We start from the raw sequence: 13,034 nt of genomic DNA, 5'->3' as shown, positions 1-13,034 counted from the left end.
CCCGCAAACGAAAGCGACAAGGGTCGCACTCTTTCACTGTCGACGCTACTGCTCGGCACCCTCCTCCTATTATCTCATTATCTCCGCCCGCCGGCGCACAGGAATTCTCGATGCTGGCCGGCCCTCTCTTCAGCGAAAGTGCGAACACCTATTCCTGGAGCGCCAGTTATCGCGAGGGACTCGGGCGCTTTGCGGCATGGAGCTTTTCCTGGATCAACGAAGGTCACATCCCGCACCATCGTCGCGATGGCCAGACCATACAAGCCTGGGGACACCTGCCACTATGGAACGATCGACTGGAGTTATCAGCAGGTGCGGGGCCGTATCGGTACTTCGACACGAGCGCAGCACGATCCGGAGGCGACTATTCGAATACGCACGGGTGGGGAGTCGTCTGGAGCATGCGCGCCGCGTATTATTTCGATCGGAAATGGATTGCCCAGGCGCAGTTGAATCATGTCCAGGTGTTTGTCGACCCCGACGCGACCGCGCTGCTGTTTGGCATCGGCTACCAACTCGAAGCGAAGGGCGAGCCCGGTCCACGGCAACGCACGGTGCCAAGAACATCGAAGGTAACGAATAACGAACTTACCGTGATGTTCGGCAAGACGATCCTTAACAGCGGCAATTCCGAGTCGGCCAATGCCGGAAGCCTTGAATACCGGCGCGGATTATGGCGCTATGTCGATGTGACCGCATCATACATCCATGAAGGTGGTCAAATCCAGTCGCGCCGGGACGGTATCGCAATGCAGCTTTGGGCCACCCGGGCTTTCTTCGACGACAACCTTGCGCTGTCAGTCGGCGTTGGTCCGTACGTTGCCATCACGCAAAACAGTGACCTTCCCCAGAACCGCACCGGCGACGGCCGCATCTCAGCGCTTTTCGCGATACCAGCGAGCTATCGGCTCAGCCAGCACTGGCTCACGCGCATCACAGGGAATCGTGTAATCACGCGCTACAATCGTGACACGGATCTGATCGAAGCCGGAGCCGGCTTCCGATTTTGAGCGGTATCACCGACGATCATTGTCTTCGAAGTTGCCCGTAGGCAGATTGAGACTAAATCTCGCCAGATTAGAAATCTCAAGCGGTCGACGCTATGCGGCTTTTTGCCTGTGCGACGCTTGCGAGGACGTCTCAGATTGGCCGCCTCGCGCGTGACCATCTGACGCACGCTTCCAACCACACAAGTGCCAAAAGCACTGTGACCGCAATCCGCAACCTAGAGCATCCACAACGGGCGCTTCTCTGTCCATCGTCTTCCCATTCGCATCCGCTATGCCCGCGATGGCCATTTGCCGAAAGCGGAGCCTTCTGCGCCGCCGGCTGCTAAGCTTGTGTAAGGTACGTAATATCGCCTTCGCGCAGGCCGCGCCCTTCCGCACCGAGATAGACTTTTGGAACTGTTTTTCGATTAAAAGTTTGTGTGATCGCTTCCAGCCTGTTTGATTCGAGCGGGCGACGCCGGGAGAACTCTGATGAGCAAGAAATCCCTGTCCGACGATATCGGCGACTCAAATGAAACGACCGAGGCGACGCTGGTGGCACTGACAATGCAGATCAACGCGTTCGTCCGTGAAGGCACGCTCGATAGCCGGTGCGCGGCGAAGCTGGTCAAGCGACTGAAAAGGGAGGCTGAGTTCGTTTCTGAAAGCGGCAGGGCAACGAAGCCGGGGCGTAAGGAATTGAAGACCGCTTTCGACACAATCGATTTGGCGCTGCGCGATCACGACGCTGGGCTGCTGGTCATGGCCAACGCTGCGTTGCGCGCGACGGATGATGCGGTCGGTGCCGGATAGTCGCAGCAGAGGACGAAGATCTTCAAACGACGGAAGTTGCAGGGGTTCAAACATGGGCATTTTCAGATGGCTGCACCGCGACGACAATTCGAGTACGGAGCGTCGAGACATGGAGCAGGTCAGGGAAACCGTTGAGCGCGTCATGACGTTGAATCCGCGGCTGCGAATGGCGCAGCACTGCGCTGAGCGTCTCACGCCGGCGGTCAAAGTATCGCTACGGTATGCGCGCGACCTGGTCGCGTCGTTACCGCTGCTCCATGAAGCCAGTGCACGCACGTGGTATTCGGATCTCTACGTGCGCGCTTACTTCGCCAATCCCGACGAACTGGCGATGAGAGTTAGCCGTTCAGAAGAACTCCGTGTGTACTTCGACCAGAATCCTGAGGCCGAGCATGTCTATGCCGTGCTCGGAATGGCAATGATCGAACGTCATGTACTAGGCGTGGCACTCGCAGGTGACACGGTACGCCGGGACGTTGCGCAAACCACGGTCTGCTTTGACGACCATCGCATAAGGATTTGCGGCCGAACTGAATCGGACCTGCGGCGGGAGATCATGCAACGCGTGAGCGATCAACTGTCACTCACAGGACTGGCGAAACTCGCGAAAGATCGTCGTGATGTACTTGAACATGGCCGAGCATTGCTCAAAATGCGTTTGGTGTTACTACAGCGCCAAGGCACAGGAATGCGTTCGGTGTGCGGAGGTGCTGTTCCTGCTGGATGGGAAGAACTTGCCCGCGTACAGGCACAGATTGAAGATAACTCGCGACGCCTTGGTGAGCTGAGCGCTCCAATGGACTCGCTTGAGCGCCAACTCGACGGGGTATGCCAGGTTCTGACCGAACCGGAAAAGCACATCTACCTTACCAGGAAGCGTATTCGCCTGGATCGGATGAACGTGGTACAGACCAAGGACAGTTCGCAAACTGCGGATGAGCTCGAGTTTCACATCGCCCACATTCCGGCCAGTCCGCCCCAGGTACGCGCAATAGCGCTTATCCGGTTTGCGCGCGCCGAACTCCTGCCAGGCAGATTGCTTCTCGACGAGGCAATACGGGAGCTATAACGGCTGAGTTCTCCGCGAGGGTCACACATGCCCACGAGAACCGGGTCGGTCGGTGTTGCCGATCTGGTGGCACCAGGCCGGACGCGGGCAGCACGAGCGGGACCGGCAGGTAGTGCGCATCCTGGCGCGCCGTGACGCCCGGGAAGGATCCGCCTCCAGCCAACAGGCCGCCGAGCACCAGATTGGTGAACCATTGCCGCGCGTAGCGGTTTCAGCGCAGCATTTTCTGGGTTCGTTGAGCGCTGCCGGCGGCCCCCGTGGCCGACAGGCGCCTGGGCTTCTATCATAGCTGCGATTCAATCGGCAGCAGACCGAGGAACCAGATGCTGACGCGCTTCAGCGCAGACACGCCGGGCTCCTCGTCAAGTTCTGTCACGGTTCCGTTCTCCGCCGTTTGGATCCACACGATACGGCTTTTCCCAGTTGGGTCGAAGCGTTCGTCGAGTCGCCACGCAATGCGGTCCAGGTTCGACCCGATCCCGTCGATCACCTGCACGGCGAGTCCGTCGCTCCCACAGTAAATACCGATTTCCGTGTTGAGTTCGACCGAACGCGGATCGAGGTTCATCGAACCGATGAAGATGCTCGAGCGATCGAACACGTAGGTCTTGGCATGCAGCGATGCCTTGGATGAACCAAACGTCGATTTTTTCTTTTCTGCAGTCTTATCGGCGATGACTGGCTTCATCTCGTAGAGGTGCACTCCAGCGGCGAGGAGATCCTTACGATAGCGTTGATAGCCTGCGTGCACGGCGGTGACGTCGGTCGCGGCAAGCGAGTTCGTCAGTACGGTGACGCGTACGCCTCGCCCGGCCAGCCCGCGTATCCACGCAACCCCTCTTTCCCCTGGTATGAAGTACGGCGATACGATCAGCATCTCATGCGTGGGCTGAAGATCCAGCGCCTTCAGTTGCGACATGAGGTGGCCCTGCGTGTCTCCCGGCCCACGCGTGATCTTCGATGGATCATCGTAAAGCAGGGTCGCCTGGCCCCAGGTGAAGTCGGCATCGCGTGAGTCAATCGCCCGAACCAGACGCTCCCGGGCATCCACGACGTACGGCGTATCTCGCTCTGACGCGATGTATGCGTCCAGCTTGGCGCGGAGGGCGGCAAGTGCGTCTGGTTCCGCGCGATGGCCCGTCAGCCGGTCGATCGGATAGGACGCGTCCGAATTCCAGTACTCGTCGAAGGCGTTTGACGCCTTGCGGACAATCGGTCCGTGTACCAGGACATCAAGATCCCCAAAGGCGACGACGCTGGATGCGCCAAAGTATTCGTCACCGATATTGCGTCCGCCGAGAATGGCTCCCTGGTTATCGGCGATCAGAGCCTTATTGTGCATGCGTCGATTCACGCGGGAAAACTCGAACACCGTTCCTATCATCTTGAAGTTGCGACTCGCAACCGGATTGAATAGTCGTATCTTTATATTGGGATGTGCGTTGAGCGCGAGCAGACGCTGGTCGTCTGCGTTCGTACCGAGGTCGTCGAGCAGCACGCGAACCCTTACCCCGCGGTCGGCTGCTCTGAGCAACGACGCGGCAAGTTCGCGACCGGTCAAGTCGTCGTGCCAGATGTAATACTGGAGATCGAGGGTGCGGTCCGCAGCCTCGGTGAGCACGATGCGCGCCACGAGTGCGCTCACACCGTCTGACAGCAGGTGAAATGCATTGCTTCCCGGATGCTCTTGTTCCGTCGGCCCGAAAACGGCGCCCAGACGCGTGGCCTGCGTGTCATCCAACGCGTATGTCAGCGGCCGGGCGGTCTGAGGTGGCAAGCCGGCGCAGGCGTGCAGCAGGAAGACCAGAGAAATAGCGACGAGCTTTCGAAGCTTGATCATTGTTCTCTCCGCCGGTATCGGTTACGCGTCAGAGTATCGCAATCCCGTGCGCGATTTAACGAATTGCCACGTGCCGAAGATCGACAGTATCGGTTGCTGGACGAACCGGCCTCCTGGCAAGACTGCGCGGCATGTGGCATAGGCCGCAGAGCAGACGGTACGTCGTGACGTTGTGCTGTCGACGTGCCAGACGGCGCCGGCCTCCCATGTCCGGTGGAGGCCGGCATGCCGTCTACGCGATTGCCCCGCCAGCGGCCCGCGTGCGACGCCGGCCGCTTTCGAGCCTCGCCGCAGGGCGTCCGTGGTTCTGGCTGTACCAGGCTCAGGATGGCCGGTTCGTGGCCCGCCTGACGCTCGGGCGGCTGCAGGTCATAGCCGCCACGCCTCGAGCGGTGATCACCGCGCTCAGGCGATGTGTACGAGACTACGCGGTGTATCTGCGCGATCGACTCACCTAACCTCAAGGGATAGGTCAGTTTCCCGCAAAACTTAACAGCTTGATCCAAGTACGCACTATTTGCCGTCTGAGGTCCTAACACGACTGCTCCTCATCGCCGAATGCCTGCGGTTATGGGAGCGTCTACTACACGGCATCAGATGCCAATACGGAGCTCGGTTATGGCGAAAGCTGATGGAGTGAGCCTCGCGTACATTCCCTCAGCGCACCGCATGAAGCCCGGGTCATTTGTCGACGCGACGGACGCGCCTGTTGCGATCACGCTTCGCAACCACCCGCCCTGTGCAACGATGTATTTATTGTGCGCTTGAGCCCGGCAAATGCCCGCCCTCCGGTCAGGCGAATTTCCGCATGCCTGAATATCGTGGTTATAACCCGTCGCGCAGCTGTTCTTTATCTCGTCGCAGTTCTGCGCGGCAAGGCATACACACGAAAGACCTAAAGGCGCTCGCCAGAATACGTCTCATGTTTACCTCGCTATGGCTGACTTACCCTATTTCCGCCAGAAAGGAAGTGGAACGCCGGTCTAGGTGACTTCGACCGTTTCCACACCGCTTGTCGGCTTTTCCCGGCAGCGCGTTAATGCAGCAGGCGCACCCGTGACAATGGTTCGAATGGCTGCTTCAGCCACCAGATCTGCTCGTCAAGCACAAGACTCCTCGACAACCACTTTTAAGTGCGGCCATTCAAGGACCCGTGGCTGCCGATGGCTCCTAGGTCACTGCACTCGGTTGCGGATTGCGATCAAGGGTCTTTGGCAGGCGTACGGTTTAATGTGATCCCGGGTGCTCGCCGTCGCAGTGTGGGCGGTGGTAACCATCACGCTCATCCGCCCAAGGCAATGATCGCTATGGTCAGCACGACACCGAGGGCCACCATCGCGAATCCTGCTATCCATCCGCCGAATCCGGCATGGTGACCCAGCGCGATGCCTGAACAGAACAACATTGCCAGCGTAAGCACACGAGAAACAGTCAAGGCAGTTGAGGTTTCCTTGAACAGGACGAACGGCAAGGCAACCGGGAACGTGGACAGGACGACGATGACGAAAACCCCTGCCGCACCGATGTAGTCTTCGAGCAACAGCCGCGGGCGGTGAGGCAGAGTCGTCGTTGCAACAATACGTGCCCGGATAAGCTCTAACTCACCATCGGCAACCAGAGTCTTCATTGCCTTGGACAACGCCTTGCGGAGCGCGCGCGCCCCGGCCGCAGCGTCCGGTTCGTTTTTCACCGTACGCGCAAGCGTGAGTTGCTTGCCGCGATTCGTCAGGGTGCGTACCAGAAACATTACAGCATCGGCCAGCCCCCATGCGAGATTGCAGCCAAGCGCCGTGTACAGCATTTTCCGGCCGGCATCTTCTCCTGCGGTGGCAGCCGACACGGCGCCGACGAAGGTAAGCGCCATGAACAAGCCAAAGCACAGTTCCGAAACCCGATCCACGGTATCGAGGATCGGTTCACGCGTTTCGGTGTCTTCCTGATGCGTCAGACCGGTAGCGCGCATGAACTCCCCTTGAGCAGATAGCGGATGGTCACGTTCATTGCTGGCCGAACGGGCAGGCACGGCAAACACCTGATTTGAGGTCCCTGCGCGGAATCAGGTGGCCGCCGTGTGTCAATCAGGAGCGGAACTGCACCCGGGAGGTGCCTCGACGGGTGACGTGCATCAGTGGACCCGGAGTGACGGTCAACGACGGGCCGAAGGTTCCCGGCCGTGGTTGCGACAATCATCGGATCGGCTGGCAAGGGAGCAGATGCACCCAGCCTACGGCGGGCTTAGCAGAAACGCTATCGGACTAAAGTCGCATTGCAACCATTCGTACTGGCACCTACCCTACATTTTGAAAGGATTTCCAGAATTCCGGAGGTCAGCCGCGCGCATGGAGACGAGGAATGGCGAAGACAGGGGCAAACAAAGACTGGTCACTGGAAGACAACTCCTTGTCGTACTGGGTGGTGCAAACGGGTAGCAAGGTCTGCATAGTCTTTGAAGGACGCGACGGCGCAGGTAAGGGTGGCGCTATCAAGGCGATTACTGAGCGCGTGAGAATCTTCGACCGCAGTTGGTACAACCGTGCGGGTGTCGAGCGCGTGATGGGTTTCTGTTCCGAAGAGGACGTGGTGAAGTTCCTGGCGGCGGTGCCGCTGGTCGAAGATGCAATCGTCGGATCCGGAGTCATCCTGCTCAAATACTGGCTGGAGGTCAGCGAGGAGGAACAGAACATAGCGGAGAAATTCTGACCCTGGCGGATCACTACGGACCAGGGCCATCATGACGGCGATATTGCGACACGCAGCCCGCCGAAGGATGGCAGCCATAAAACGCGACCCGCCAGCGAAGACGATTCCGCCAATCATCGCAATCTTCATAAGTTGCCGGAAATGCTGGGCCAGATTCGCTCGAACGACAGCGCCGGGCCGCGGGAGACCTTCCAATGTATTTCGACTGACGACCGCCGATGGTCCTTCATGACATCGCCCGCAGGCGACGCGATTCACAACTGCTGCGGTCATCGCTCATGTTCCGCTCACGCTCAGCAGCCAGATCGCGCGAACCTTCATCCCGGCAACCAGCGCGAAATCAAGTGCCTTCACTCTCGGCCGTGATCCATGAAGCCAGAACGTTCTTCACGCCAACGAAAACTCCATAGCCGGCCTGGCCGCCAGACATTACGGCATTCAGCCGGCGGTGTCCGCATGCCTTTTCCGGAATGGCTTGGCGATTACAGGAAGGAATGGGCCCGGCCCGACATCATCGCCGGGCTGACCGTGGCCGCAGTCGTCATCCCGAAGGCGCTCGCCTATGCGACTATCGCCGGCCTGCCGGTTCAGGTCGGACTTTACACAGCGTTCGCGCCCATGCTCATCTACGCTTTGCTGGGAACGTCACGCGTCCTCAGCGCGAGTACGACGACAACGATCGCAATCCTGGTCGCGACGGCACTCGACGGTGTGGCGTCCGCGAATGATACCGCCAATCTGCTGACGGCTTCGGCGACGCTGACATGCCTGGTGGGAGTGATCCTGATCGTGGCGCGACTGCTGCGGCTGGGCTTTGTCGCGAATTTCATCTCCGAACCGGTGCTGATCGGCTTCAAGGCAGGCGTTGGGATTGTCATTGTCGTGGACCAGGTGCCGAAGCTGCTTGGCATCCATTTTCACAAAGGCTCGTTTTTTCACAACCTGCTCGCTACCGTGCAGGGGGTTCCGCAAGCGTCATTGGTCACTGTGGCTGTTGGCGTGGCGATGATCGGCCTTCTGATCGCCATGGAACGCTTCGTCCCGCGTGCGCCCGCGCCCTTGATTGCGGTGGCGGCGGGAATTGCCGGCGTGAGCCTGCTCGGCTTGTCGGCGTATGGGGTGGCGACGGTGGGCAAGGTGCCAACGGGGCTGCCTGCCTTCACGCCGCCGGATCCGCAGATGATGATGGCGCTCTGGCCACCAGCCCTCGGCATCGCATTGATGAGCTTTACCGAAACCATCGCGGCCGGACGGGCGTTCGCGAAAAGTGGCGAGCCGACGCCACAGCCGAACCAGGAGTTGCTGGCGACGGGACTGGCGAACCTTGGTGGTGCGTTCTTCGGCGCCATGGCCGCTGGCGGAGGGACTACGCAAACCGCCGTGAACCGCCTGTCGGGCGCACGGTCCCAACTGTCCGGACTCGTCACGTCGTTAGCCGCGCTCGGCACGATGTTGTTGCTGGCTCCTCTCATCGGGCTGATGCCGGAAGCCACACTGGCCGCAGTGGTCATCGTGTACTCGGTCGGGCTGATCCAGCCGGCGGAGTTCCGGGAAATCCTCAAAGTGCGGCGCATGGAGTTCGTCTGGGCGCTGGTCGCGCTGGTCGGCGTGGTGCTGGTCGGTACGCTCGAGGGGATTGTCGTCGCCATCATTGTGTCGATGGTGGCGCTCGCTCACCAGGTGTCAGATCCGCCGGTTTATGTCCTTGGCAGGAAGCCCGGCACGAATGTGTTCCGCCCGCAGTCGAGCGAGCACCCCGAGGATGAAACCTTCCCCGGCATGCTGATGCTGAGGCCTGAGGGGCGGATCTTCTTTGCCAATGCGCAGCGCATCGGCCAGAAGATGAGACTGCCGGTTAGCGTGGCAAAGCCGAAGGTGGTGGCACTCGATCTCGCGGGAGTATTCGATTTCGAGTTCACCGCCTTGAAGATGCTGACAGAAGCGGAGAAAAAGTTGCGCGAGGAAGAGAGGATCACGGTCTGGCTCGTCGGCCTGAATCCCGGCGTACTTGCGATGGTCCGGCGCTCGCCTCTGGGAGAGACGCTCGGGGAGGACAGGATGTTCTTCAACATGGACCATGCGGTTGCCAGGTATCACGCCGGCGAGGCGGGTGGCTGACGCTACAAATGCATATTCAACGGAGCGAGGTAAGGAGGCAGACCTGAACGCCGAGATACGGCGCGCATTCGTAAATGACAGGAGCGCAAAATGCTGCATTTGATGTTGGGGAACATTGAACCTGATACCTCCGACGACGAGATCCAGGAGTTTTTGGTGAAGTACGGATTCCGTCCGTACGATGAGATCAAGCACGTCCCCGGCGATGGAACGCGGCCCGCGGTAGCGCTGACCTTCCATTCGCTCAATCCGGAAACGTTGGGCAAATTGCAGCCCCGCGTCCATAACCTCTTCTGGAAGAATCGGAGGGTTCTTGAGGGACCACTTTACGTGAGTCGAACCGGTGGTGACCGTGTGCAACGATCAACACCCCGACGAGCATGCTGGTCGGGGTAAGGTCCGTTGTCAGATGCAGCCCGGCGATCTCTGCGGGATTAATCGTGGCTCAACAGGAGCGAGCAATGAAAGCAATCAGGACATTCAAGCTGATAAGTGGCGCATTGATCGTTGTGGTATCCATCAATGCGTCGTCGCAGACTAGTGAATCCGCTTCGACGTCGACTCAATCCAGCATGGCGCCGGAAAGCGGGGGAAGCGCGAAAGCCACCAGACAGGCGAATCGCGCACTCAGCAAGAAAGTGCTTCACGCACTCTCAAAGGGCGGTGTCAACACTTCCAGAATCAACATCATCGCAAAAGGTAGCGCAGTGACGCTTGCTGGATCTGTCACTGACTCGAGCCAGATCGACAAGGCGGGCGAGATAACGAAGGGTGTGCCCGGCGTTACCTCTGTGAAGAATTCCATGACACTTAAAGAAGCGGGTCAGTAATCCCTCTTGATCGCTTGGGCCGGGTCGCGGCGGCTCGGAATCGCCGGTCACGCGACCAAACAGAAGCAGCCCCGCGACGTGCGCCGGCCGGCTACACGGGATTCCGCAATTGCACGACGAATCATCAGGATAGCTGACAGTACGCGCACCACGATCGGCCCTGTCGGCCATCGTGCAGACTCGGCATGTCATGTCGATGCATCCACGCCTGCAGGGGCTCGGGGACCACGCAAATCCCCAGCACTCGTGATCCGCCTGGTTAACAGTAGCAGGTAGGCCGTAAGGGACGTAGATCGAAATCTGCAACAACGTCAGCACGGGGCAATGCGCGCCGGTTCCTCCAGGTCAGTGGCGGGTGGAAGGTCCCCTCCCCTCCTGAGTGGACACTCGAACACGACGATAGCGGCTCGAACCGCGGCTTTGGCCGCGGACCCGAGACCGACTCGTGGACCGTTGTACCGGTTGAATCCGCCGCAATAGCGCACTAATATTGATTTGCGAGACAGTCGTAAATACTGGAGGTCTGGATGAAGAAATCGGAAAGGCGGGTTGCGATCGCATTAGAGGTGTCGCTATCTGGCTAGGTGGTCTGTATTTCGCCATTACCGGACTGATCTATGATCGCACCATGGAATTCCGCTACGGCGCGCTCGCCATTTTTGTCGGCGTCTCGATCGCGGTCATTGCATCGAACCTGATTTCGATTCCAGGCTTGCCGAGCAAGAAGAAGCAGATCTCTCGATAGTAACGTGCTCAGTGCTCACCAGACGCCGGCGCGGGCGGCGCTTCGTTTTCCTTTTGCATCTGATCACGCGTATCGTTCTTCGCTTCACGCGCCTTTTTCTGCGCTGCCCGCCGCGTGTACTGCATCTGCTTCGTCGCCGCGGCACCGCTTTGGGCTCGCACGCTAGTGGGTGATATGGAATACATGGCGATGCATGCCGCGATGGCCGGCGCTACTACGTAGAACCCGCTCATATCGCTCGCCAGAAGAAAATTCTGCGTATCGCTTTGCGGCCATGCAAACCGCTCGACACACCACCGGATGACCCTTGCAATCTACGCATAGTAACGCATGATGCCTTGTTGAATGATCATGGGCTTTGTGAAGAACACCCCGGTTGTACAGGGTCCGAAGGCATACTTGTCCACGCGTGTACCGGGCATTGACGTATTGCTCGAACAGACGAATTTCCACCGGTCCGCAGGCTCGAGATCTTCTTGGACGTCGAACGCGCGCATCGGCTCGCACACCGGGTCAAAATGGATGCTCCGTACGTCGCTCAGTTTGCAACTTGCGGGCGCGAGGAACTCATGACAATGCCGGGAGAGTCGGTCGACTCGCATTGCGCAGTCCGTGCCAGACGCACCGCAGATTGCGGTTCGACAACAAGAAATATTTGGCGCTTTCAATCTCGGTGGACGGGAATAGCGCTTCTCTGGTCCGTACTGGCGTCCGCGCAGGAAATGGAGCCGCGCAGCTATTCGGCCGTCCCGGTTGGAACGAACTTCGTGGTGGCGGGCTATGCCCGATCGACCGGCGACGTTTCGCTGGACCCGTCGTTGCCCATCACCGATCTTCAAGCCCGGATCAACACATATTCACTGGGCTATTCTCATAGCTTTGGCGTCGCGGGACATGTCGCCAGCGTTGCCGTGTTGCTGCCTTATGCCAATGCGAACCTGACGGGGAATGTAGCAGGCGTGCCTGGTCAGGCCTGGCGTTCAGGGCTAGGCGATGTACGGTTCCGGATTGCCGCGAATCTGCTGGGTGGTTCCGCGCTCACACCAGGAGAATTTGCCCGGCGTAGCCCGAGCACCATACTGGGTGCCAGCCTGAGCGTGGTCGCGCCGACCGGCCAATATCAGCCCGCCCGTATCGTCAATGTGGGTTCGAACCGGTGGGCATTCAAACCTGAACTGGGATTCTCCCAGCCAGTCGGCAACTGGTTTGTAGACGGCGCCGCTGGGGTCTGGGTGTTCACCGACAATACGAACTTTTTTGGTGGCAAGCGACGAAGCCAGTCTCCGCTGGCCGTGTTCCAATGGCATGGAGGCTACACGTGGCGGCCCGGACTGTGGATCGCCGCAGACGTTGCGTATCTCACGGGCGGCCGGACCAGCGTCAATGGTGTCCAGAACGCGGACCTGCAAAGCAGTACTCGCTACGGGGTAACGTTGTCGGTTCCCCTTGCCGCACAATGGTCAGCCAAACTCGCATGGTCGCGTGGGTTAACGACACGCATCGGTGGAAATTTCCAGACCGTCTCGGTCGCGCTCCAATACCGCTGGTTCAATCGCTGACTTAACGTGGCAACACCTGTGCTCGCCACTATTTCGCGCCACGGCTGGTGGCTTCCCGGCTTGCCGGCGGCAGATCCGCCTCGAGCTTGCCTCCGATGTCCTCGATCAGGCGCTGGAAATCAGGCGACGCCATGATTATCTGTCCAGCGGCAGCGAAAGCTCATGACGTCAGCGGACGGTCGCGGCCGTGATAACGCAATGGCGCCGTGGGCTCGTCGCGACGGGTGGAGCCGGAGGTTGCCCCGATTTCGCCAACGGGTTACAGCGCGGGTTGCAGTGCTCTCACGCCTGGCGTCGTGCGCGCCTTCACGATGCGGTCATTTCGAAGACGTGGTAGCTCCATGGTGGCAGATCCAGGTAAAGACCGCGTG

Annotated in this window: 12 protein-coding genes and 1 pseudogene; 10 read left to right on the top strand and 3 right to left on the bottom strand. The window is 59.5% G+C overall.

The genetic code is table 11. From position 1 onward, the window contains the following. Window positions 1-68 precede the first annotated feature (68 nt). The 3 genes from P0D73_RS45065 to P0D73_RS45055 all read left to right on the top strand — a co-directional run bounded on the left by P0D73_RS45065 (window position 69) and on the right by P0D73_RS45055 (window position 2,871). Entirely contained in the window at window positions 69-1,010 is a 942-nt protein-coding gene (locus P0D73_RS45065; RefSeq protein WP_408436153.1) for a hypothetical protein, read from the top strand. A gap of 471 nt (window positions 1,011-1,481) precedes the next feature. After that, window positions 1,482-1,802 (top strand): hypothetical protein, encoded by a 321-nt coding sequence (locus P0D73_RS45060; protein WP_408183108.1) that lies wholly within the window; start codon window positions 1,482-1,484, stop codon window positions 1,800-1,802. A 52-nt stretch (window positions 1,803-1,854) separates the two neighbouring features. Continuing rightward, on the top strand, window positions 1,855-2,871 hold the full coding sequence (locus tag P0D73_RS45055; RefSeq protein ID WP_408436150.1) for a hypothetical protein: 1,017 nt from the start codon (window positions 1,855-1,857) through the stop codon (window positions 2,869-2,871). 283 nt (window positions 2,872-3,154) lie between these two features. On the opposite strand, the gene P0D73_RS45050 is transcribed toward P0D73_RS45055, so the two are convergent. Then, window positions 3,155-4,711 carry a phospholipase D family protein gene (locus tag P0D73_RS45050; protein WP_408183104.1) on the bottom strand — a complete coding sequence of 519 codons (1,557 nt, stop codon included), beginning with the start codon at window positions 4,709-4,711 and terminating at the stop codon, window positions 3,155-3,157. A gap of 206 nt (window positions 4,712-4,917) precedes the next feature. Between P0D73_RS45050 and P0D73_RS45045 the strand changes: the two genes are divergently transcribed. Further along, complete coding sequence (locus P0D73_RS45045) at window positions 4,918-5,169, top strand: hypothetical protein (protein WP_408183102.1); 252 nt, start codon at window positions 4,918-4,920, stop codon at window positions 5,167-5,169. A gap of 824 nt (window positions 5,170-5,993) precedes the next feature. On the opposite strand, the gene P0D73_RS45040 is transcribed toward P0D73_RS45045, so the two are convergent. Beyond that, window positions 5,994-6,674 (bottom strand): hypothetical protein, encoded by a 681-nt coding sequence (locus P0D73_RS45040; RefSeq protein ID WP_408320352.1) that lies wholly within the window; start codon window positions 6,672-6,674, stop codon window positions 5,994-5,996. Window positions 6,675-7,063: 389 nt separating this feature from the next. On the opposite strand from P0D73_RS45040, the pseudogene P0D73_RS45035 reads away from it, so the two are divergent. The 5 genes and pseudogenes from P0D73_RS45035 to P0D73_RS47100 form a co-directional block, all read left to right on the top strand. Beyond that, window positions 7,064-7,390, top strand: a pseudogene (locus P0D73_RS45035) (polyphosphate kinase 2 family protein); the annotation flags it as partial. A 477-nt stretch (window positions 7,391-7,867) separates the two neighbouring features. Further along, window positions 7,868-9,529: a SulP family inorganic anion transporter gene (locus tag P0D73_RS45030; protein ID WP_408183100.1), complete on the top strand. Its 1,662-nt coding sequence runs from the start codon at window positions 7,868-7,870 to the stop codon at window positions 9,527-9,529. 90 nt (window positions 9,530-9,619) lie between these two features. Then, window positions 9,620-9,925, top strand: a complete 306-nt coding sequence (locus P0D73_RS45025) for an RNA-binding protein (protein WP_408183098.1) — start codon at window positions 9,620-9,622, stop codon at window positions 9,923-9,925. Between the two features lie 65 nt (window positions 9,926-9,990). Beyond that, window positions 9,991-10,359 (top strand): BON domain-containing protein, encoded by a 369-nt coding sequence (locus P0D73_RS45020; protein WP_408183096.1) that lies wholly within the window; start codon window positions 9,991-9,993, stop codon window positions 10,357-10,359. Between the two features lie 490 nt (window positions 10,360-10,849). Continuing rightward, complete coding sequence (locus P0D73_RS47100) at window positions 10,850-11,104, top strand: DUF2964 family protein (RefSeq protein WP_494478265.1); 255 nt, start codon at window positions 10,850-10,852, stop codon at window positions 11,102-11,104. An 8-nt stretch (window positions 11,105-11,112) separates the two neighbouring features. Here the strand turns inward: P0D73_RS47100 and P0D73_RS45010 are convergent, their stop codons facing one another. Continuing rightward, the gene (locus P0D73_RS45010; RefSeq protein ID WP_408320348.1) at window positions 11,113-11,337 is read right to left on the bottom strand and encodes a hypothetical protein; all 225 of its coding nucleotides are present in this window, start codon (window positions 11,335-11,337) and stop codon (window positions 11,113-11,115) included. Between the two features lie 243 nt (window positions 11,338-11,580). Here P0D73_RS45010 and P0D73_RS45005 point away from each other — a divergent pair, with 243 nt between their 5' ends. Then, entirely contained in the window at window positions 11,581-12,663 is a 1,083-nt protein-coding gene (locus P0D73_RS45005) for a transporter (protein WP_408436148.1), read from the top strand. Window positions 12,664-13,034: the final 371 nt, after the last annotated feature.

This window comes from Paraburkholderia sp. RL18-101-BIB-B, from assembly GCF_046026985.1.
Taxonomy (GTDB): Bacteria; Pseudomonadota; Gammaproteobacteria; order Burkholderiales; family Burkholderiaceae; genus Paraburkholderia.
Note: the sequence above shows the minus strand (reverse complement) of the source record. Positions and strands in the feature narration are given on the sequence as shown.